Consider the following 19,577-nt stretch of genomic DNA (forward strand, 5'->3'; position numbering starts at 1 on the left):
CCGTGGCGGCGCAGTCAGCCAGCCAATGCCGCCCGGATATCGGCCTCGATCGATTCCGGGCGGACCGTGGGCGCATAGCGCGCCCGCACCCGCCCGTCGCGGCCGACCAGAAACTTGCTGAAGTTCCACTTGATCGCGGCGATCCCCAACACGCCTCGTTTTTCGCGCTTGAGCCAGCGCCACAGCGGATCCGCATCGGCGCCGTTGACCTTGATTTTGGCCGAGAGCGGGAAGCTGACGCCGTAGTTCACGCTGCAGAACTGCGCGATGGCCGCCGCATCCCCCGGCTCCTGATGACCGAACTGGTCGCACGGAAACCCCAGCACCACCAGCCCCTGCTCCCGGTACTGGCGCCACAGCTGCTCCAGCCCGGTGTATTGCGGGGTGAAGCCGCACTGCGAGGCCACATTCACCACCAGCAGCACCTTGTCGGTGAAAGCCGCCAGCGGCAGCGGATCACCGGCCAGCGTGGTGATGTCGAACTCGAAAACGGTGGTCATGGCGGCTCCTTGATCCGGACCGGCAGGGTAACGCCCCGGCACTGCAACCACACCCGATCTGGCCGTTTCCCCCTCCATGCCCTTTGACACCTCCCCGCCGGCGGTGGCCCGGGTTACCCTCGGGGTTTCGAATTTCACCGGAGTATCACCTTGACCACGCGCCTTGCTCTCGCTCTCGCCGCGACCCTGGGACTGGCCCTGCCGGCCTACAGCGTCAGCGCTGCCAGCCCGACCAGCCAGTCGGCCGAACAGGCCAACCCGTTCTTCGCCGAGAGTCCGTTGCCGCTGCACTACCCGCAGTTCGACAAGATCAAGGACAGCGATTTCGCCCCGGCGTTCGATGCGGGCATGGCACAGCAGCTGAAGGAAGTGGAGGCGATCGCCAACAATCCTGCCGCTCCGACGTTTGAAAACACCCTCATCGCGCTGGAAAACAGCGGCGCCATCCTCGACCGTGCCGCCACCGTGTTCTTCGCGCTGATCGGCGCCGACACCAACGATGCGCGCAAGCAGCTGCAGGCCGATTATTCGGCCAAATTCGCCGCGCACAGCGATGCCATCAACCTCAACGGCAAGCTGTTCTCGCGCATCGAAACCCTCTACAACAACCGCGCCAAGCTCGGCCTGGACGCTGAAGGCCTGCGCCTGGTCGAGAAGTACCACGACAACTTCGTCCGCGCCGGCGCCAAGCTGTCCGACGCCGACAAGGCCAAGCTCAAGGACATGAACGCCGAGCTGGCCAACCTGGGCACCAAGTTCAGCCAGAACGTGCTGGCCGAGGTCAACGCCTCGTTCATCGTGGTTGACGACGTCAAGCAGCTCGACGGCCTGTCGGCCGAGCAGATCGCCGCCGCCGCCGAAGCCGCCAAGGCCCGCAAGCTGGAGGGCAAGTACGTCATCGCCCTGCTCAACACCACCGGCCAGCCGGCGCTGACCAACCTGACCAACCGCGAGCTGCGCCAGAAGATCTACGAAACCTCGGTCTCGCGCGGCAGCAAGGGCGGCGAATACGACAACACCGCGCTGGTCTCGCGCATCATGACCCTGCGCGCCGAAAAAGCGGCGCTGATGGGCTTTGCCAACTTCGCCGCCTATGGCCTGGGCAACCAGACCGCCAAGACCCCCGAAGCGGTCAACGCGATGCTCGGCCAGCTGGCTCCGGCCGCCGTGGCCAACGCCAAGCGCGAAGCCGCCGACCTGCAGGCGATGATCGACGCCGAGCAGAAGGCCGCCAACAAGCCGACCTTCGAACTGCAGCCGTGGGACTGGGCGTTCTACAGCGAGAAGGTGCGCCAGGCCAAGTACAACTTTGACGAATCGCAGCTCAAGCCCTACTTCGAAATGAAGAAGGTGCTGGAAGACGGCGTGTTCTTCGCCGCCGGCAAGGAATTCGGCCTGAGCTTCAAGCAGCGCACCGATCTGCCGGTCTACCACGAAGACGTCACCGTCTATGACGTGTTCAACGAAGACGGCAGCCAGCTGGCGATCTTCATCTTCGACCCGTATGCCCGCGAGTCCAAGCGCGGCGGTGCATGGATGAACGCCTACGTCTCACAGTCGGGCCTGACCGGCGACCTGCCGGTGGTGGCCAACCACCTCAACATTCCCAAGCCGCCGGCCGGCAAGCCGACCCTGCTGACCTGGGACGAGGTGAGCACCACGTTCCACGAGTTCGGCCACGCCCTGCACGGCATGTTCTCCAACGTGAAGTACCCGTACTTCGCCGGCACCGCGGTGCCGCGTGACTTCGTCGAGTTCCCGTCGCAGGTCAACGAGATGTGGGCCGATGAGCCGACCATCCTGGCCAACTACGCCAAGCACTACGAAACCGGCGCGGCCATGCCGCAGGCACTTCTGGACAAGGTCATTGCCGCAGCCAAGTTCAACCAGGGCTTCCTGACCACCGAATACCTGGGCGCTGCGATGCTGGACCAGCGCTGGCACCAGATCGGCGTCGGCGAAGTGCCGGCACCGAAGGACGTGCTGGCGTTTGAACGCGCCGCGCTGGAGAAGGACGGCATCTACTACGCGCCGGTGCCGCCGCGTTACCGCACCACCTACTTCAGCCACATCATGGGCGGCTACTCGGCCGGCTACTACGCCTACATCTGGTCGGAAGTGCTGGACGCCAACACCCAGAAGTGGTTCCGCGAGAACGGCGGCCTGACCCGCGCCAACGGTGACCGTTTCCGCCAGACCCTGCTGTCCAAGGGCGGCAGCGTCGATGCGATGGAGCTGTTCCGCAACTTCGCCGGCCACGAGCCGCAGATCGAGCCGCTGCTGGAGAAGCGTGGCCTGAGCACGGGCACCGCTACCAACTAAGCATCCGCGGTTGTTGCAATGAGAACGCCCGGCAATGCCGGGCGTTTTCTTTTTCCGCCGTCCACCCGCCGTAGTCAGCGCGGCGCGACATACCCCCCCGGCACCCCGCGTGGCGACAGCACCAGCTGCCACAGCTGCGAATGGCGGGTGCGGAAGGTCGCCATCGAGGCGGCCAGATAAAACCGCCACATGCGCCGGAACCGCTCGTCATAGCGCGCATCCAGCCGCTCCCACGCCGCCTCCACATTGTTGCGCCACGCCTGCAGCGTGCGGTCGTAGTAGGTGCCGAAGTTGTGCCAGTCCTCCAGCACGAACAGCCCTTCCATCGCCAGGGTGATCTGCGCCGCCGAAGGCAGCATCGAATTGGGAAAGATGTATTTGCCGATCCAGCGGTCGGTGCGATCCCGGCTGATATTGGTGCCGATGCTGTGCAGCAGGAACAACCCGGAATCACCGAGGCAGCGCCGGGCCGTTTCGAAATAGCTGCGGTAGTTCTTCACCCCGACATGCTCGAACATGCCCACCGACAGGATCGCGTCGAACGGCTCGTCCAGCTCGCGGTAGTCCTGCAGGCGGATTTCCACCGGCAGCCCGGCGCACAGCTGGCGCGCGAACGTGGCCTGTTCCTGCGAGATGGTGATACCCACGCCCTGCACGCCATAACGCTCGGCCGCGTACTTCAGCGCCTCGCCCCAGCCACAGCCGATATCCAGCACGCGCATGCCCGGGCGCAGGCCGAGCTTGCGGCAGATCAGCTCGAGCTTGGCTTCCTGTGCGTCATCCAGGTTGCCGGCCTTGCGCCAGTAACCGCAGCTGTAGACCAGCCGCTTGCCAAGCATCGCCCGGTACAGATCGTTGCCCAGATCATAGTGGCGCTGGCTGACCTCGTAACTGCCCTGCCCGGTCTGCAGGTTGAGGAACCTGGCCTTGAGGGCATCCCATACTTCCCCTCCGCCGTGGATGCGTTCGTCCAGTCGCGCCCTCAGCAGATGGGTGAGGAAGGCATCCAGCGAATGCGCTTCCCACCAGCCGTCCATGTAGCTCTCGCCCAGCCCCAGCGAGCCCTCGGCCAGCACCCGCGCATGGAAGCGCGGGTCAAGGATGTCGATGTCCTGGGGCCGGTCCCCGCCTGGGGTGACGTCGGCCTCCTGCAGCAATGCCTCGACGCGTCGTTGCAGCCCTGCATCCATCGCTGGCCCTCCACGGTTTACGGTTGTGCGAACAACTCCCGGTACTGCGCCGCGACGTGGGGCAGCAAGACCGCCGCCGGCACATCCACGGTCTGGGTGCCGTCCGAATACGGCCCTACCTGATAGGGCGGAAACACGAAACGCAGCGCAGTGATCTTGCCGGTGCCATCCAGCACCGGCTGGAACTGGCTGAAATTGGCCGCTTCGGCACCGCTGCCATCGTGGATCATCCGAGACAGATTGCGGATCTGCCGCTGCTGGTCTTCCGGCTCCACCCCCTCAGAGGGAATGCGCGCCATCGCCTGCGCCAGCAGCTTTTCCTGGCTGTATTCGCTGATCGCCTGCCAACCTGCGACATCCGTGATCAGCGCCTCGGCGGTGAGTTGCTGCTGCGTTTGCGGCAGCCACACGAAACGTGCGACCAGCGGTTGACCGTGGGCACCTCCGGTGTAGCTGCTGCCCTCGGCCGCCACGGCCACGATTGCCGGGGTATCGACCAGCATGTCGAACGCCAGCGACAGCTCGTACGGCGCGGTCGGCTTGTCGTTGCCCAGTGCCGTGACCGCCTTGAGCAATTCGGCCTTGGCGTTCTCGGCATACTCCACCAGCTCCGCCGCCAGCCCCGGATACTTCGCTGCGGCCGGCGGATAGCTGATGCCGATGACATGGCTCGGAGTGTTCTCGATGACATCGCGCATCTCGACCGCAGCCGCAGGTTCCGGCTCGCTGCTGACACCCGCCGGGACCTCGACCGGAGCCGCCTCGCCAACAGCCGTCGCCGGTTCCTGCTGCTTGCATCCGGCAAGCACCAGCAACATCACCACCGCCGCATACGGTACATGGACCAACCTGCTCATCGTTTTCACTTCCTCGATAAAAGGGGCGCCCATGGCGCCCTCATGTCTGACCGATTATCCCAACAGATCGGCATATTCACCATGGCGCTGCATGAAGGCCGCCGCGTAGCTGCATGCCGGCTCCACCTTCAACCCGTTGCCACGCGCATGTTCCAGCGCTGCGGTGGTCAGCACCCCGGCAATGCCGCGACCACCAATCGCCTCCGGCACCCCGGTATGGGTGATGACCATCACCCCGTCGCGCAGCCGGTACTCCAGCAGCGCGCGAACGCCTTCCACCTGCAGTTCGAAAACATGGCCAGCGGCATCGTGAACGACTTCATGCGGCTCGGGACGGGAAATTGTCATGGCATCGGCTCTACGTGATGAAACTGCATTCTGCCTTGCGCGATGGCCCTGTCGACGTGAAATGGCCGGGAAACGCCTGCGCAAACGCGTCACTTTCTGACCCTCGTTCACCCGCTGACCAGGCAATCCACCATCAGGCCGATGGAATTCATTGGCACGGAATCTGCTTTAACCATCCGTAACGATATTGGCCAACAGATGATCTCCCATGTACGAGCCCGAGCGCAGCACTTCCGCCAGCGACCATGACACCACCCTGCTTGAAGGCCTTTTCCAGTTGGCCGTCGCCGGCGAAACCCAGGGTTGGGAATTCGACAAGATCGACAGCGAAGTCTATTCCCGCCTGCTGCAGAACTACGCCGGCTGAGTTCGCGCAACGGCGCAGACCGCCTGCCGTTGATTCCGATACGAGGCGGCTGTCGGACGTGAGAACCCGCGCATCGAGGAAGGGGAGCGTGTCCTGCACACTCCCCGTTTTCTACGGTAATGGACCATCGCCCGCTGGCCATCCAGTCAAATGGCCCGGGCAGGCCGATGGCTCTTCACCATCAGCTGGCACTGGCAGGCAGCCCGACACGTTCAACCGAAGCGCGGGTTCATAAGCTGCCCGAGAAACACCTGCAGCACGCGCGGCTCCATGCACAGCATGAACAGCACGCCGAACGCGGCGCCGGCCAGATGCGCGCTGTGATTGATGCGGTCACCGCCCTTCTTGTCCATCCAGATGCTGTAACCCACGTAGAACACGCCATACAGAATGGCCGGGGCCGGGATGAAGAACACGAAGATCAACGACCAGGGGGACACCAAAATGAAGGCGAACAGCACTGCTGAAACCGCGCCCGATGCGCCCAAGCTCAGGTAGTTCGGATTCTTCTGGTTCTTCAGGTAGCTGGGCAGGATCGAGACCACCAGCGCCGACAGGTAGAACAGCAGGTACACCCACCAATGCCCGGTGATCCTCAGCATCAGCGTTTCGATCAAGCGCCCGAAGAAGAACAGGGTGATCATGTTGAACAGCAGGTGCGCAAAGTCGGCATGCAGAAAACCGTAGGTCACCAGCCGGTCATACTGCTTGTGCCGGTCGATCGCCGGCGGCCACAGGATCAGCCGGTCGGCCAGCGCGCGGTTGTTGAACGCCATCCACGACACCAGCGCGGTGATGCCGATCAGCAGCAGGGTTATCGGTCCTTGCATGCTCATGCCGCCCGGTAGTTGTCGACCATCCTGTAACGCCGCGCGTACAGGCCGAATGCCAGGGCCGCCACGAAGGCGAAGCCGGCGAAGAAGAACATCAAGAACGCCGTCTCGCTCAATCCCGTACTGGCGATGCGGTCGGTCACCGCATGGTTGCGCACCGCCGCGTTGGACAGCAGCACCCACAGGTTGCCGATGGTGGTGGTCAGGTTCCAGAAGCTCATCACCACGCCCTTCATCGAGGCCGGCGCCTGGCTGTAGGCAAACTCCAGACCGGTGGCCGAGACCAGCACCTCACCGAAGGTCAGCAGCGCATACGGCAGGATCTGCCAGAAGATCGACATCGCGTTGCCGCCATCCATCACCACCTGGATGCCGCCGATCACGATCCACGCCAGGCCGCTGAAGGCGATACCGGCGGTCATCCGCCGCAGCGCAGTCGGCTCGATGCCGAAACGGCGCAGCGCCGGATACAGCACCAGGTTGTTGAACGGGATCAGGATCATCACCAGCAGCGGGTTGAGCGCCTGCATCTGCGAGGCGGTGAACCAGCTGGGCATGCTCATCTGCTGGCCCTGCAGCACCCAGGTCGAGGCCTTCTGGTCGAACAGCGAGAAGAACGGCGTGGTCAGGGCGAAGATCACCAGTACCTTGAGCACCGAACGCACGCCTTCCACCGCCATTTCCGGATGCACGCCGCGGGCGCGGTCCAGCTGCAGCATGGTGCCGCCGCCGATACCGGCCAGAATCGCCACCAGCGCCAGACACAGGCAGATCACGATGCCCAGGCTCGGCACCAGCGCGAACGAGGCCGCCGCCAGCACCACGCCCAGCACCGCCACCACCAGACCCGGGCGACCGTGGCCCGGCACCGCGGTCAGCAGCGCGGTACGCACCACGTTGCCGAACGAATGCGGATCCTTGGGCGGCAGCGGCACCAGCTCGTACTTCTTGCGGCCCAGCCAGAACACGAAGGTGGCAATGAACATCAGGATGCCCGGAATACCGAAGGCCCACTGCGGGCCGAGGTTCTTCAGTGCCAGCGGGATCAGCAGCGAGGCGAACAGCGAGCCGAAGTTGATGATCCAGTAGAACGCGTCGAACACGATTTTGGCCAGATGCTTGTTGCTCTGGTTGAACTGGTCGCCCATGAACGAGGCCACCAGCGGCTTGATGCCACCGGCGCCGAGCGCGATCAGGCCCAGGCCGAGGAAGAAGCCCTGCCGGCTGTCCTCGAACAGCGCCAGGCAGGCGTGGCCAGCGCAGTAGATCAGGCTGAACCACAGGATGGTGTGGTACTTGCCGAAGAACTTGTCGGCCAGCCAGCCACCGAGCAGCGGGAAGAAATACACGCCGATCATGAAGCTGTGCATGATGTCCTTGGCCTCGGACGCACGGCCTTCGGCGGTGATCTCCTGCAGCAGCAGCGAGGTGATCAGGAACTGCACCAGGATGTTGCGCATCCCGTAGAAGCTGAAGCGCTCGCACGCCTCGTTGCCGATGATGTAACCGATCTGGCGCGGCATCCGCGCCTTGGGGTCCGGCATTGCTGGCACGGTACTGCTCGTCATCTAGGGGCGTTCCTGCGAATACAAGGGTTGCAAGCGTAACCCAACAGCCTGCCGCCCTGGCGCCTCGATACGGTCCGGAAGGCGTGCGGTGGGCCGGTTTCCGGGCCGATGGCCGGCATCGGCGACAGCGCCGCGCGAGACCCTGCACAGGCCGTCCACGCCACAGCCGCTAGTCTGCGGCTCCCCCATCCGAATCGACGCAATGATGCGCTGGAGCTGCCTGGCAGTGCTCGCACTGCTGTCTTCCACTGCTACAGCGCAACCGGTGACTCCAGTCCTGAAAGTCGCCAGCCTGCGCCTGCCGGCGGAGGTCGCGCAGTGGCACGCACAACGCGAGGCCATCTTCGACCTGCTCAAGGAGCTGCACCCGGACGTGATCGCCGTGCAGCAGGTACGACAGTCCCCCGACACCCCCAATTCCGCGTGTTGGCTCGCCGCCCGCCTTCAGTACAGCTGCGATTTCATCACCGCCGATCCGCCCAGCCAGCCGCTGCGCCGGGGCAATGCGCTGCTCAGCCGCGACAGCGTGATCGACGATGGCATCACCCTGCTGCATGGTGCCGACCAGTCCAGTGCTGCCGGCATGCAGCGCCTGCAGCGTGGCTCCAAAACCGTAAACGTCTATCTGGTGCGCATCCGTCCCGAAAACGATGACGCCGAAGCACGCAGACACCAGACCGCCGACCTGCGCGCCTGGATCGCCGCCACCGGCGATGGCTATCCCTCGCTGGTGGCCGGCGATTTCTCCGCATCCACCGAAGAGCTGGTGCAGCAGCTGCCGGGGTTCCAGCCCGCCCGCAAGAATCCGGCCACGCGCCGCAGCGAGGCGATCCCCGGAGCGCCCTCCGGGCACGGCATGGATGTGCTCTACCAGGTGCGGCGGTTCGCCGATGTGGCGCAGCAGTGGCTGCGTCTGCCGCCCATGGAGGGGGCTTCCGGCGAGGGCCGCCCGCTGGGCCTGATGGTCACCATCCGCCTGCTCGGATCCACCGCCACCGACACGGCGGACACGCCCTGAAACGGCAACGGCCGGGCAACGTGGCCCGGCCGCTGGTTTCCTGCTGCCAGCCCCGCTACTTAGGGCGAGGCCGTTTGCGCTCAGGCGATGGCGGCAGCGTAGCGACGCTCCACTTCCTTCCAGTTGATGATGCTGTAGAAGGTTTCGATGAACTCGGCGCGACGGTTCTGGAACTTCAGGTAGTACGCGTGCTCCCACACGTCGATGGTCAGCACCGGGGTGCGGCCGTCCATCAGCGGGCTTTCCTGGTTGCCGGTCTTCTCGATCACCAGCTTCTTGTCGGCGGTGACGCTCAGCCATGCCCAGCCGGAGCCGAACTGGGTCAGCGCGGCCTTGGTGAAGTCTTCCTTGAACTTGGCAAAGCCACCGAGCTGCTCATCGATCGCCTTGGCCAGCTCGCCACCCGGGGTGCCACCGGCGTTCGGAGCGATCACGTCCCAGAACAGCGCATGGTTGCCATGGCCGCCGCCCTGGTTGCGCACGCCCTGCTGCAGGTTTTCCGGCAGGGTCTTGACCTTGCGCAGCAGCTCGTCGATCGGCAGGTCGGCGTATTCGGTGCCTTCCAGCAGCGCGTTGAGGTTGTTGACGTAGGTCTGGTGGTGCTTGGAGTGGTGGATCTCCACCGTGGCCGCATCCATATACGGTTCCAGCGCGTCGTAGGCGTAAGGCAGCTTGGGCAGGGTGTAAGCCATCGTGATTCTCCTTGGGATATGCCTGGGGTCTGTGCCCGGCGATGCCGGGCGATGCAGATGCAACGTCAATGGTAGGCAGGTAGCGTCAACTTACCAAGGGCGATGTAAAGGAAGCTTTGTCCTGTTGCAGTGTTGTCGGCGCGGGAATCGGGGATATGCACCGCGACCGTTACTTTCGCGTGAATCCGCAGACAGTGGCATCCATTCAAAAAAAGTCGCCGGCACACGGGATAATCAAACCCCTTCGCAACTCTTCCGACCTCAACGCCGATGCGTAAACCCTTACTTCTGGTTGTTGCCCTGGTCCTGCTGGTCAGCGGCCTGTGGGGCATGCGCGAGGTGCAGCGCCCTGCACCGCCCCAGTTCGCGCCATCGCTCAGTGACGGGGTTGCTTCCGTGCCGGTCGATTCCGCACGGCCCCCCACCGCACCCCGTGATCCACTGCCAGCCTTCCTGCCTGCCGAAGCGCGCGACACCATCGCCCTGATCCAGCGCGGCGGTCCGTATCCGTATCGACAGGATGGCAGCGTGTTCGGCAATCGCGAGAAGCGCCTGCCACAGCGAGAGCGCGGCTATTACCGCGAGTTCACCGTCGATACGCCCGGCCTGAAGCATCGGGGTGCCCGCCGCATCGTCACCGGTGGCGATCCGCCCGACGCCTGGTATTACACCGATGACCACTACGACAGCTTCCGCAGTTTCGAAGTCCCCGCCAACGGGAGGATGCAATGAGTGACAGCGGTTTCGACATGGGCCTGGAGGATGCCGGCCAGGCCGGCGTCTACGGCGTGGGTAACGGCGATCTGGGTGGGCTGGCCGCCGCCGCGCGCGACGCCGGACTCAAGGTGCTGCGCATCGATCTGGAAGCCTGCAGCGACAAGCGCACCTTGCTGATGCGCATCGGCACGCAGCTGGACTTCCCCGCCGGCTGGAGCCGCAACTGGGATGCGCTGTCCGATGCGTTGCGCGACCTGTCGTGGCTGCCGGGCAACGGCTATGCGCTGCTCTTCAACGATGCCGAGGACCTGCGCCAGGCCAGCGGCGGGGATTTCGATACGCTGCTGGACGTGCTGTCCGAGGCTTCGGCCAGCTGGGCCGAGGACAACGTGCCGTTCTGGGCATTTCTGGAACTGGCCGACGGCGGCGCGGCGTCGGCAGAAGCGGCCGACGACTGAGCCGGCTCAGCGGGACTGCTGCAACCAGCTGGCCAGCCCGGCCAGCTGCTGCGCCTGCACCCTGTCCACGATGGGGGCGAATTTCGACAGGTCATCCGGGGTATAGCCGCCAGCGCGGTAGCGCCAGCTTACCCGGGTCGCCGCGCCCTCGGGCTGCAGCGTCCATTCGGCCACGCCGTGCAGGCCCATGCCCTGCATCGGCCCCAGGCCGCCGCTCATTCGCAGGGTCTTTTCCGGATCGACAAATACCACCTGCAGGTGCTGCGCCTGCTGCTGGCCGGCGATTTCGCAGAAGCAGCCACCGGCGCGCGGTTCGATCGTCAACGTCGAGGCCGCGCCCCACCAGGTGTGGTCCTTGGGCCACCAGCGGTCGATCTGCGCGGTCATCGCCTGCCACACCTGCGCCGGCGTGGCCTGGACCAGCACCTGGTTCTCGACCGTGAAACCGGTCGGCGTGGCATCTTTCACCGCCGCCTGCGCCGGGCCGCCCAAGCCCGACGCCATCAGTGCAATACCCACTGCCGCGTAGCGCATCGCCGTGCCTGCCTGTAAGGGAAGGCCTCAGCATGCGCGGCCGGGGTAAACCCCGGCAAGCGGCTCAGCTGTCCAGTTCCTGCCAGCGCGCGTAGGCCGCGTCCAGCTCGGCCTGCACCTTGCCCAGCTGCTGGGTATGGGCGGTGACTTCGGCGCTGGAGCGGGTATAGAACGAAGGATCGTTCATCGCCGCGGTCAGGCCTTCCACGTCCATCTCCAGCTGTTCGATCTTCGCCGGCAGCTGCTCCAGCTCGCGCGCGTCCTTGAAACTGAGCTTGCGCTTGGCCGGTACTGGCGGTGGTGCCGGTGTGGCAACAGTGGTCGGGGCCGCAGTTGCCGAGGCCTTGGCCACCGCCATCGCGCTCGGCGGCGGTGCCGGGCGCTGGCGTATCCAGTCGTTGTAACCACCGACGTACTCGCCGATCACGCCATCGCCCTCCATCACCATCGTGGAGGTCACCACGTTGTCGATGAAATCACGGTCATGGCTGACCAGCAGCAGCGTGCCGGTGTAGTCGCCCAGCAGCTCTTCCAGCAGCTCCAGGGTTTCCACGTCCAGATCGTTGGTCGGTTCGTCCATCACCAGCAGGTTGGACGGCTGCGCGAACAGCTTGGCCAGCAGCAGGCGGTTGCGTTCACCGCCGGACAGGCGGGTGATCGGCGCCCGCGCGCGCTCCGGGGTGAACAGGAAATCCTGCAGATAGGCATGCACGTGCTTGCGCTTGCCGTTGAACTCAACGAAATCGGTGCCTTCGGCCACGTTCTCGATCGCACTCCAGTCCTCGCGCAAGGTGGCGCGGTACTGGTCGAAATAGGCGATCTGCAGATTGGTGCCGGGATTGATTTCACCCTGCTGCGGTTGCAGCTCGCCCAGCAGCAGCTTCAGCAGCGTGGTCTTGCCGCTGCCGTTGGGGCCGATCAGGCCGATGCGGTCACCGCGCAGGATGGTGGTGGAGAAATCCTTCACCATCACCCGCTGACCGAAGGCGAAAGTGACGCCCTTGACGTCGATGACCTTCTTGCCGGAATTCTCGGCCTGCGCGGCTTCCATGCGGACGTTGCCGCCCAGCTCGCGGCGCTGGCTGCGCTCGTTGCGCATCGCCTTCAGCCGGCGCACACGGCCCTCATCGCGGGTACGGCGGGCCTTGATGCCCTGGCGGATCCACACTTCTTCCTGCGCCAGCATTTTGTCGAAGCGGGCGTTCTCGGCCGCCTGCGCGTTGAGACGTTCCTCGCGGCGGCGTTCGTAGTTGGCCCAGTCACCCGGCCAACTGGTGACCTGGCCACGATCGATCTCGACAATGCGGGTGGCCAGCGAGCGCAGGAAGCGGCGGTCATGGGTAACGAACAGCACGCTGCCGCTCCAGCCCTTGAGGAACATTTCCAGCCAGTCGATGGCTTCGATGTCCAGGTGGTTGGTCGGCTCGTCCAGCAGCAGCAGGTCCGGCGAGGACACCAGCGCCCGCGCCAGCAGCACGCGGCGCTTCATTCCGCCAGACAGGCGTTCGAATTCGGCCTCCCCGTCCAAGTCCAGCTTGGTCAGGGTTTCGGCCACGCGCTGGTCCAGCCCCCAGCCATCGGCGGCATCGATCTTGGCCTGCACATCGCCCATCGCCTCGCCGTCGAACACCTCGGCATGGCTGAGCCGGTGGAACTCCGCCAGCCAGTGGCCCAGCTCGCCCAGGCCATCGGCGACCACGTCGAACACGCTGCCGGCCGCGCCGTGCGGCACTTCCTGCTCCAGCCGGGTCACGCGCACGCCCTGCTGCACGCGCATCTCGCCATCGTCGGGCTTGAGCTCGCCGGCAATCAGCTTCATCAAAGTGGATTTGCCGGCGCCGTTGCGGCCGATCAGGGCGATACGCTCACCCGGCTCGATCGACAGTTCGACTTTTTCCAGCAACAACGGGCCGCCGACGCTGTAGTCGACGTTCTGCAAAGTGATCAAAGGCATGCGCGTATTGTAAGGCCAGCACTGCCGTTGCAGGCGCTCAGCGCTCGCTGAACACCTCATCCGGCAGCGCCAGCAACGTGCGCAGGCTGTCGGGCACGCGCTTGCCGGGATGCCGCGCCACCCACAGCTGGCGGGTCAGTGGCGGCAACGGCGTGGCCAGCACCTGCAGCTTGCCCAGCGCGACCAGATCGGCCACGGCATGACGGGACAGACAGGCCAGGCCCAGCCCGGCGACCGCGCCCTGCTTGATCGCCTCGGTGCCGCCCAGCTGCAGCACCTCGGCAAAACCGTGCAGATGCGGCAGCAGCGCCTGTTCGGCAGCCTCGCGGGTGCCCGAGCCGGGCTCGCGCATCAGCCAGCGTGCCTGCCGCAACGCGGCCACATCCGCTCCCTGCCGCCACTGCCCGGCCTGCGGATGATGCTCGCCATAGACAATGACCAGCTCGTCTTCACGCCAGCGCGCCACTTCCAGCCCCGGCTCGTGGCTGGGGCCTTCGATCAGGCCGATATCGACCTGCAGTTGCTGGACCGCGCTGGTGACTTCGCGGGTATTGCCCACCACCAGTTCGACATGCGCCTGGTCATTTCCCTGCAGCAGTCCGGCGATCAGCCCGGGCATCAGGTAATTGCCGATGGTGGTGCTGGCGCCGACTTTCCAGCGGACCGGCGCACCGGCCTGCTGCGGTGTGCTGAAACGCCGCTCGATATCCGCCATCCCGGCCAGCAACGCGCGCGCCTGTGGTAGCAACGCACGGCCATGACCGTTGAGCACCAGCCGCCGGCTGATCCGGTCAAACAGTGCCAGACCGAGCAGGCTCTCCAGCTCTGCCAGCGCCGCACTCACCGCTGATTGCGACAATCCGACGGCCTCGCCGGCAGCGGTGGTGGTGCCCGCCTCAGCGATAGCCGAGAAGATCTGCAACTGGCGCAGGGTCAGATACATGATTATCCAAAAAACAGGTCAACTATAGAAATATTATCCATTTTACAGATCAATCAGGCAGCGACAGGATGGGCCACCTTCTGATAACCCATCGTTATGAGTGCCACCACATTGGAGCCGCCGCGCTCCACCCACGCCATTCTTCCCGGCCTGTTACTCACGGCCACAATCGCCGCGCTGTCGATCTGGCTGGGCACGCTGCCGTGGATGCAGAGCCACGGCATCAGCGCCCTCACCTTGGCCATCGTCATCGGCATCGTGCTCGGCAATTCGCTCTACGGCCGTATCGCGCCGCGCGCCGCCACCGGGGTCGGCTTTTCCAAATCCACCCTGCTGCGCGCCGGCATCATCCTCTACGGCCTGCGCCTGACCCTGCAGGACATCGGCCGGGTCGGCACTGCCGGCGTGGTGATCGATGCGCTGGTGCTGTGCTCGACCTTCGCCCTGGCCTGGTGGCTGGGCACGAAAGTGCTGGGTATGGAGCGCAACCAGGTGCTGCTGATCGGCGCCGGCAGCTCGATCTGCGGTGCAGCGGCGGTGATGGCGGCCGAACCGGTGGTCAAGGGCCGCACCGAGCAGGTCGCCGTGGCCGTGGCCACCGTGGTGGTGTTCGGCACCGTGGCGATGTTCCTGTACCCGGCGCTCTACCAGTGGGGCCGGGCTGCCGGCTGGATGCCGCTGGATGAAACCGGGTTCGGCGTCTTCACCGGTTCCACCGTGCATGAAGTGGCGCAGGTGGTGGCCGCCGGCCGTGCCATCAGCGTCGAGGCCGCCGATACCGCGGTCATCTCCAAGATGGTGCGGGTAATGATGCTGGCCCCGTTCCTGGTCGGCCTGTCGGCGCTGCTGGCGCGCGGCAAGGGCGCGACCAAGGGCCAGCGCTCGAAGATCGCCATCCCCTGGTTCGCCTTCGGCTTCATCGGCATGGTCGCCTTCAACTCGCTGCAGCTGCTGCCCGCACCGCTGGTCCGCCTGCTGGTCGAACTGGACACCGCGCTGCTGGCGATGGCGATGGCCGCGCTGGGTCTGACCACCCACGTCTCGGCCCTGCGCCAGGCCGGCGCCAGGCCGATGCTGCTGGCCGCGCTGCTGTTCCTCTGGTTGCTGGCCGGCGGCATGGCGATCAACCTGGGCGTCGGCGCCCTCCTCTGAGCCCACGGCGGCAGGCACGGCCCTGCGGCATCTGCGAAAATGCCGCATGACTGACTTCTCCTCCCTGCCGCTGTCCCCGGCACTCGCTCCCGGCATCGACGCGCTGGGCTACACCACGATGACCCCGGTACAGGCGCAGAGCCTGCCGCCGATCCTGGAAGGCTTTGATGTGATCGCCCAGGCCCCCACCGGCAGCGGCAAGACCGCCGCCTTCGGCCTGGGCCTGCTGCACCGGATCGATCCGGCGACCCTGCGCGTGCAGGCGCTGGTGCTGTGCCCGACCCGCGAACTGGCCGACCAGGTCGGCAAGCAGATGCGCAAGCTGGCCACCGGCATCCCCAACCTCAAGCTGCTGGTGCTCACCGGCGGCATGCCGCTGGCCCCGCAGCTGGCCTCGCTGGAAGTCCATCACCCGCATGTGGTGGTCGGCACCCCCGGACGCATCCAGGAGCTGGCCCGCAAGCGCGCGCTGAATCTGGGCCAGGTGCGCTGCTTCGTGCTCGATGAAGCCGACCGCATGCTCGACATGGGCTTTGAGGAGCCGATCCGCGAGATCGCCGGCCGCACCCACACCGAGCGCCAGAGCCTGCTGTTCTCGGCGACGTTCCCGGAAGAAATCCGCGAGCTGGCCCGGGCGCTGCTCAACGAGCCGGTCGAAGTCACCATCGACGGCCAGACCGAAGCACCGTCGATCCACCAGCTGTTCTTCGAGACCGACCTGAGCAGCAAGCAGAAGGCGCTGGCCGGGCTGCTGCTCAAGTACACACCCGAATCGGCGGCGGTGTTCTGCAACACCCGCAAGGACGTGGACGAGGTCGCCAACTCGCTGCGCCAGTTTGGCTTCTCCGCGCTGGCCCTGCATGGCGACATGGAACAGCGCGATCGCGACGAAGTGCTGCTGCAGTTCTCCAACCGCAGCTGCAACGTGCTGGTCGCCAGTGATGTCGCCGCACGCGGACTGGACGTGGAAGACCTGGCAGTGGTGGTCAATTACGAACTGCCGACCGATATCGACACCTACCAGCACCGCGTCGGCCGCACCGGCCGCGCCGGCCGCAGCGGGCTGGCCCTGAGCCTGGTCACCGGCCGCGAGCGCAACCGCGCCGACGCGCTGGAAGCGGCGCAGGGCAATCCGCTGAACTGGCAGAAGACGCCACTGGCCACCGCCCGTCCGGCGCAGCTGCCGCAGGCGGCGATGACCACGCTGCGCATCGACGGCGGCAAGACCGACAAGCTGCGCGCCGGCGACATCCTCGGCGCACTGACCGGCGATGCCGGGCTCTCGGGCAAGGCGATCGGCAAGATTGATATCTTCCCGACCCGCTCCTACGTGGCCATCGCCCGTGAGCAGGCCAACAACGCGGTCGCGCGGCTGGAAGCGGGCAAGATCAAGGGCCGCCGCTTCCGCGTGCGCAAGATCTGACCGCAGCGGCGCTCAACGCCAAACCCGTTGAGAAGCGACCGGATGCACGGACATCCGGTCGTCGCTGGAGTTGCTCACTGCCCGGATTGCCCATCGGCTGCATGGGCTGGCGCGGCGACTTTTCTATTTCCAGTCAGCGCTACTCAGCCGAATTGGACTTCACCCGAGCGGCAGCGCTGCCGCGCCCCGCCGCAACCATGACGATGGCGCTGACGGCCAACAGCGTCAGCAATGCGACACCCGACCCCACGCCACGATGGATCAGCAGCAGGTAGAGGCCGACGCCGGCCGCCAGGCCGCACAGGCCCCAGTCCCGGCGAGCGCGATTGCCCGCGCGCCACGCCTGCGCCCAACCCGACAGCGAGATCAGCCAGCCGCAGGCCAGCGCCCACGGATCCAACGCCGGCGCGAATTCGTAGACATTGCAGATGACAAACCAGGCGCTCCAGCCCGACAGCGCCAGCAACAGCAGCACCCCACCGAAGATCCGCATAGCCCGTCCAGGATGACCCGCCGCGATCATCCCCCGCGCGCCTGATCCAGGCAAACCCGGCACAGCGGCGGGAAAGTCACGGCTCAGTAGACCAGCGTGGCCTGCAGCGGCACGCCATCCGGCCAACGCTCGCGCCCGCCCAAACCCTCGAGCTCGACCAGCACCGCCGCCCCGCATACCTTGGCCTGCAACTGGCCGGCCAACTGCAAGGTTGCCGCAAGCGTGCCACCGGTCGCCAGCACGTCATCCACCAGCAGCACCCGGGTATCGGGCGCGATCGCCGTGGCGCAGACCTCGATGCGGTCGCTGCCATATTCCAACGCGTACTCCTGCGTGAGCGTGGCACCGGGCAGCTTGCCGGGCTTGCGCACCGGCACGAAACCCACACCCAGCTCCAGTGCCAGCGCCGCGCCAAGAATGAAGCCGCGCGCCTCCACGCCCAGCACCGCCTGTACCCCCGCCTCGCGCCACGGCTCGGCCATGGCATGGATTGCGGCGCGGAACCCGTGGGCATCGGCCAGCAGCGGGGTGATGTCCTTGAACAGGATGCCCGGCTTGGGGAAATCGGCGACGTCGCGGATCGCGCGACTCCATTCGGGATAGGCAGTGGTCATAACAATCCAGGGAGAGTGGTTCAGGAACTGCACGAAAGCATCGAGCAGCCGGCACGCTCACGCGCCCATTCCGGACGCCGGCGGGCATAGGCCTCGCGGCCGGGCTGCTCGTCGTAAGGATGCCGCATCACTTCCAGAAGCTCCGTGATACCGGACGGATCACCTTGTTCGGCAAGGTCGATGGCCTCCTGCGCCAGCCAGTTGCGCAGCACGTAGCGGGGATTGGCCGCCAGCATGATGCGGCGCCGTTCCACTTGCGACTGGCCGCCGGCCAGCACCCGCTGGCCATGCCGGCGCAGCCAGTCCCCCAGCGCCGGCAGCACCTGTGCGCGCGCCTCGGGCGAATAGAACGCTTCCTCCAGCGGCGCCAGCGCCGGCGCGGCGGGGTCCACCTCCGCAAGCGCCCGGAACGCCAGCGTCATGTCCATCTGCCCGGTGTGCAGCAGCTCGCGGAATTGCGCCATCAGCAGCTCGTCACCGTCACGGAACTGCCCCAGTCCCAGCTTGGCGACCAGATGTGCCCGGTCTTCGGCGGCATACCGGTCGCGGAAGGCATCCAGCCCCGCCTGCAACGGAGCCATCTCGTCAAACAGCGGCGACAGCGCCTGCGCCAGCCGCACCAGGTTCCAGTACGCCACCTGCATCTGCGTGCCAAAGCGGTAACGGCGACCCTGTGCGTCGGTGGTATTGGGTGTCCAGTCCGGATCGTAGTCCTCCACCCAGCCATAGGGACCGTAGTCGATGGTCAGGCCGAGGATGGACATGTTGTCGGTGTTCATCACCCCGTGCACGAAACCCACCCGCAGCCAGTGCGCCACCATCACCGCCGTGCGCGTGCAGACCTGCAGGAACCATTCGGCGTAACGCGACTGGCCGACGCCACCCAGCTCGGGGAAATCGCGGGCGATGCAGAAATCGGCCAGCTGCCGCAGCAACGTGGTATCGCCACGCGAAGCCGGCAGCTCGAACGTGCCGAAACGGATGAACGACGGCGCCACCCGGCACACCACCGCCCCGGGCTCGGGCCGCGGATGGCCGTCGTAGAACATGTCGCGCACCACCGCCTCGCCGGTGACCACCAGGCTCAACGCCCGCGTGGTCGGCACGCCCAGGTGGTGCATGGCCTCCGAGCACAGGAACTCGCGGACCGAGGAACGCAGCACCGCGCGGCCATCGGCGCCGCGCGAATACGGCGTCGGCCCGGCCCCCTTGAGCTGCAGCTCCCAGCGCCGGCCATCGGCCAGCAGCTCGCCCAGCGAAATCGCTCGCCCGTCGCCCAGCTGCCCGGCCCAATTGCCGAACTGGTGGCCGCCATAGTTCGCCGCCCACGGCTGCATGCCCGCGTAGAGCGCGTTGCCGGCAAATACATCGGCGAACTCCCTGCTGCCCACCTGCGCCTCGTCGAGGCCCAGCAGCGAGGCAACCTCGTGCGAATGCGCCAGCAATCGCGGCGCCACCACCGGGGTGGGATCAACCTGCGACCACGCCGCACCCAGCACCTCGCGGCGCCGCGGTCCGGTTTCACTGTCGCCGGGCAACTCGCGCAGGAAGCGGTTGTCGAAATGCAGGTTCGTGCCGTCCATCATAGACAGAT

The 19,577-nt window shown here is 66.0% G+C and carries 20 protein-coding genes; 7 read left to right on the plus strand and 13 right to left on the minus strand.

The annotated features are described in order from the left end of the window. Positions 1 to 14: 14 nt before the first annotated feature. Positions 15 to 500 (minus strand): glutathione peroxidase, encoded by a 486-nt coding sequence (locus tag ACSBPQ_RS08370; protein WP_442681740.1) that lies wholly within the window; start codon positions 498 to 500, stop codon positions 15 to 17. 150 nt (positions 501 to 650) lie between these two features. Between ACSBPQ_RS08370 and ACSBPQ_RS08375 the strand changes: the two genes are divergently transcribed. Then, a complete protein-coding gene (locus ACSBPQ_RS08375) occupies positions 651 to 2,822 on the plus strand; it encodes a M3 family metallopeptidase (RefSeq protein WP_442681741.1) in 2,172 nt (723 codons plus the stop codon). A gap of 74 nt (positions 2,823 to 2,896) precedes the next feature. Here the strand turns inward: ACSBPQ_RS08375 and cfa are convergent, their stop codons facing one another. From cfa to ACSBPQ_RS08390, 3 genes are read right to left on the minus strand one after another with little or no spacing between them, the layout of a single operon-like run. Continuing rightward, the gene (cfa, locus tag ACSBPQ_RS08380; RefSeq protein ID WP_442681742.1) at positions 2,897 to 4,012 is read right to left on the minus strand and encodes a cyclopropane fatty acyl phospholipid synthase; all 1,116 of its coding nucleotides are present in this window, start codon (positions 4,010 to 4,012) and stop codon (positions 2,897 to 2,899) included. A gap of 17 nt (positions 4,013 to 4,029) precedes the next feature. Next, positions 4,030 to 4,869, minus strand: a complete 840-nt coding sequence (locus ACSBPQ_RS08385) for a PdaC/SigV domain-containing protein (RefSeq protein ID WP_442681743.1) — start codon at positions 4,867 to 4,869, stop codon at positions 4,030 to 4,032. A gap of 54 nt (positions 4,870 to 4,923) precedes the next feature. Continuing rightward, a complete protein-coding gene (locus ACSBPQ_RS08390; protein WP_442681744.1) occupies positions 4,924 to 5,217 on the minus strand; it encodes a GNAT family N-acetyltransferase in 294 nt (97 codons plus the stop codon). A gap of 208 nt (positions 5,218 to 5,425) precedes the next feature. Here ACSBPQ_RS08390 and ACSBPQ_RS08395 point away from each other — a divergent pair, with 208 nt between their 5' ends. After that, a complete protein-coding gene (locus ACSBPQ_RS08395) occupies positions 5,426 to 5,584 on the plus strand; it encodes a hypothetical protein (protein ID WP_442681745.1) in 159 nt (52 codons plus the stop codon). Positions 5,585 to 5,796: 212 nt separating this feature from the next. Here the strand turns inward: ACSBPQ_RS08395 and ACSBPQ_RS08400 are convergent, their stop codons facing one another. Together ACSBPQ_RS08400 and ACSBPQ_RS08405 are read right to left on the minus strand one after the other, a co-directional pair. After that, positions 5,797 to 6,414, minus strand: a complete 618-nt coding sequence (locus ACSBPQ_RS08400) for a rhomboid family intramembrane serine protease (RefSeq protein ID WP_442681746.1) — start codon at positions 6,412 to 6,414, stop codon at positions 5,797 to 5,799. A gap of 2 nt (positions 6,415 to 6,416) precedes the next feature. Beyond that, a complete protein-coding gene (locus ACSBPQ_RS08405) occupies positions 6,417 to 7,985 on the minus strand; it encodes a POT-type proton-dependent oligopeptide transporter (RefSeq protein WP_442681747.1) in 1,569 nt (522 codons plus the stop codon). Between the two features lie 265 nt (positions 7,986 to 8,250). On the opposite strand from ACSBPQ_RS08405, the gene ACSBPQ_RS08410 reads away from it, so the two are divergent. Further along, complete coding sequence (locus tag ACSBPQ_RS08410; protein WP_442681748.1) at positions 8,251 to 9,003, plus strand: endonuclease/exonuclease/phosphatase family protein; 753 nt, start codon at positions 8,251 to 8,253, stop codon at positions 9,001 to 9,003. An 80-nt stretch (positions 9,004 to 9,083) separates the two neighbouring features. Here ACSBPQ_RS08410 and ACSBPQ_RS08415 read toward each other — a convergent pair whose 3' ends face one another. Next, a complete protein-coding gene (locus ACSBPQ_RS08415) occupies positions 9,084 to 9,695 on the minus strand; it encodes a superoxide dismutase (protein ID WP_442681749.1) in 612 nt (203 codons plus the stop codon). Between the two features lie 270 nt (positions 9,696 to 9,965). Between ACSBPQ_RS08415 and ACSBPQ_RS08420 the strand changes: the two genes are divergently transcribed. After that, positions 9,966 to 10,427: a ribonuclease domain-containing protein gene (locus ACSBPQ_RS08420; protein ID WP_442681750.1), complete on the plus strand. Its 462-nt coding sequence runs from the start codon at positions 9,966 to 9,968 to the stop codon at positions 10,425 to 10,427. Then, positions 10,424 to 10,870, plus strand: coding sequence for a barstar family protein (locus tag ACSBPQ_RS08425; RefSeq protein ID WP_442681751.1), 447 nt, complete (start codon positions 10,424 to 10,426; stop codon positions 10,868 to 10,870). Before ACSBPQ_RS08420 ends, ACSBPQ_RS08425 begins: the two co-directional genes overlap by 4 nt. Positions 10,871 to 10,876: 6 nt before the next feature. Here the strand turns inward: ACSBPQ_RS08425 and ACSBPQ_RS08430 are convergent, their stop codons facing one another. The 3 genes from ACSBPQ_RS08430 to ACSBPQ_RS08440 form a co-directional block, all read right to left on the minus strand. Next, complete coding sequence (locus tag ACSBPQ_RS08430) at positions 10,877 to 11,404, minus strand: SRPBCC family protein (protein ID WP_442681752.1); 528 nt, start codon at positions 11,402 to 11,404, stop codon at positions 10,877 to 10,879. A 64-nt stretch (positions 11,405 to 11,468) separates the two neighbouring features. Then, positions 11,469 to 13,358, minus strand: coding sequence for an ATP-binding cassette domain-containing protein (locus tag ACSBPQ_RS08435; protein WP_442681753.1), 1,890 nt, complete (start codon positions 13,356 to 13,358; stop codon positions 11,469 to 11,471). Between the two features lie 37 nt (positions 13,359 to 13,395). Further along, on the minus strand, positions 13,396 to 14,301 hold the full coding sequence (locus ACSBPQ_RS08440; RefSeq protein ID WP_442681754.1) for a LysR family transcriptional regulator: 906 nt from the start codon (positions 14,299 to 14,301) through the stop codon (positions 13,396 to 13,398). Positions 14,302 to 14,397: 96 nt separating this feature from the next. On the opposite strand from ACSBPQ_RS08440, the gene ACSBPQ_RS08445 reads away from it, so the two are divergent. Both ACSBPQ_RS08445 and dbpA read left to right on the plus strand, forming a co-directional pair. Then, positions 14,398 to 15,453, plus strand: a complete 1,056-nt coding sequence (locus tag ACSBPQ_RS08445) for a YeiH family protein (protein ID WP_442681755.1) — start codon at positions 14,398 to 14,400, stop codon at positions 15,451 to 15,453. A 46-nt stretch (positions 15,454 to 15,499) separates the two neighbouring features. Next, positions 15,500 to 16,876, plus strand: coding sequence for an ATP-dependent RNA helicase DbpA (gene dbpA, locus ACSBPQ_RS08450; RefSeq protein WP_442681756.1), 1,377 nt, complete (start codon positions 15,500 to 15,502; stop codon positions 16,874 to 16,876). A 139-nt stretch (positions 16,877 to 17,015) separates the two neighbouring features. Here dbpA and ACSBPQ_RS08455 read toward each other — a convergent pair whose 3' ends face one another. The 3 genes from ACSBPQ_RS08455 to ACSBPQ_RS08465 form a co-directional block, all read right to left on the minus strand. Continuing rightward, complete coding sequence (locus ACSBPQ_RS08455) at positions 17,016 to 17,369, minus strand: hypothetical protein (protein ID WP_442681757.1); 354 nt, start codon at positions 17,367 to 17,369, stop codon at positions 17,016 to 17,018. 83 nt (positions 17,370 to 17,452) lie between these two features. After that, the gene (locus ACSBPQ_RS08460; protein ID WP_442681758.1) at positions 17,453 to 17,983 is read right to left on the minus strand and encodes an adenine phosphoribosyltransferase; all 531 of its coding nucleotides are present in this window, start codon (positions 17,981 to 17,983) and stop codon (positions 17,453 to 17,455) included. Positions 17,984 to 18,003: 20 nt separating this feature from the next. Next, complete coding sequence (locus ACSBPQ_RS08465; protein WP_442681759.1) at positions 18,004 to 19,566, minus strand: protein adenylyltransferase SelO; 1,563 nt, start codon at positions 19,564 to 19,566, stop codon at positions 18,004 to 18,006. Positions 19,567 to 19,577: the final 11 nt, after the last annotated feature.

It is taken from the genome of Stenotrophomonas sp. JC08, from assembly GCF_052180205.1.
GTDB lineage: Bacteria > Pseudomonadota > Gammaproteobacteria > Xanthomonadales > Xanthomonadaceae > Stenotrophomonas.

Excerpts from the sequence above, each read along its gene's own strand:
- ACSBPQ_RS08370 (WP_442681740.1), bottom strand. The coding sequence starts at position 500 with ATGACCACCGTTTTCGAGTTCGACATCACCACGCTGGCCGGTGATCCG.
- cfa (WP_442681742.1), bottom strand. The coding sequence starts at position 4,012 with ATGGATGCAGGGCTGCAACGACGCGTCGAGGCATTGCTGCAGGAGGCC.
- ACSBPQ_RS08385 (WP_442681743.1), bottom strand. The coding sequence starts at position 4,869 with ATGAGCAGGTTGGTCCATGTACCGTATGCGGCGGTGGTGATGTTGCTG.
- ACSBPQ_RS08390 (WP_442681744.1), bottom strand. The coding sequence starts at position 5,217 with ATGACAATTTCCCGTCCCGAGCCGCATGAAGTCGTTCACGATGCCGCT.
- ACSBPQ_RS08395 (WP_442681745.1), top strand. The coding sequence starts at position 5,426 with ATGTACGAGCCCGAGCGCAGCACTTCCGCCAGCGACCATGACACCACC.
- ACSBPQ_RS08400 (WP_442681746.1), bottom strand. The coding sequence starts at position 6,414 with ATGCAAGGACCGATAACCCTGCTGCTGATCGGCATCACCGCGCTGGTG.
- ACSBPQ_RS08405 (WP_442681747.1), bottom strand. The coding sequence starts at position 7,985 with ATGACGAGCAGTACCGTGCCAGCAATGCCGGACCCCAAGGCGCGGATG.
- ACSBPQ_RS08415 (WP_442681749.1), bottom strand. The coding sequence starts at position 9,695 with ATGGCTTACACCCTGCCCAAGCTGCCTTACGCCTACGACGCGCTGGAA.
- ACSBPQ_RS08420 (WP_442681750.1), top strand. The coding sequence starts at position 9,966 with ATGCGTAAACCCTTACTTCTGGTTGTTGCCCTGGTCCTGCTGGTCAGC.
- ACSBPQ_RS08425 (WP_442681751.1), top strand. The coding sequence starts at position 10,424 with ATGAGTGACAGCGGTTTCGACATGGGCCTGGAGGATGCCGGCCAGGCC.
- ACSBPQ_RS08430 (WP_442681752.1), bottom strand. The coding sequence starts at position 11,404 with ATGCGCTACGCGGCAGTGGGTATTGCACTGATGGCGTCGGGCTTGGGC.
- ACSBPQ_RS08435 (WP_442681753.1), bottom strand. The coding sequence starts at position 13,358 with ATGCCTTTGATCACTTTGCAGAACGTCGACTACAGCGTCGGCGGCCCG.
- ACSBPQ_RS08440 (WP_442681754.1), bottom strand. The coding sequence starts at position 14,301 with ATGTATCTGACCCTGCGCCAGTTGCAGATCTTCTCGGCTATCGCTGAG.
- ACSBPQ_RS08445 (WP_442681755.1), top strand. The coding sequence starts at position 14,398 with ATGAGTGCCACCACATTGGAGCCGCCGCGCTCCACCCACGCCATTCTT.
- dbpA (WP_442681756.1), top strand. The coding sequence starts at position 15,500 with ATGACTGACTTCTCCTCCCTGCCGCTGTCCCCGGCACTCGCTCCCGGC.
- ACSBPQ_RS08455 (WP_442681757.1), bottom strand. The coding sequence starts at position 17,369 with ATGCGGATCTTCGGTGGGGTGCTGCTGTTGCTGGCGCTGTCGGGCTGG.
- ACSBPQ_RS08460 (WP_442681758.1), bottom strand. The coding sequence starts at position 17,983 with ATGACCACTGCCTATCCCGAATGGAGTCGCGCGATCCGCGACGTCGCC.
- ACSBPQ_RS08465 (WP_442681759.1), bottom strand. The coding sequence starts at position 19,566 with ATGGACGGCACGAACCTGCATTTCGACAACCGCTTCCTGCGCGAGTTG.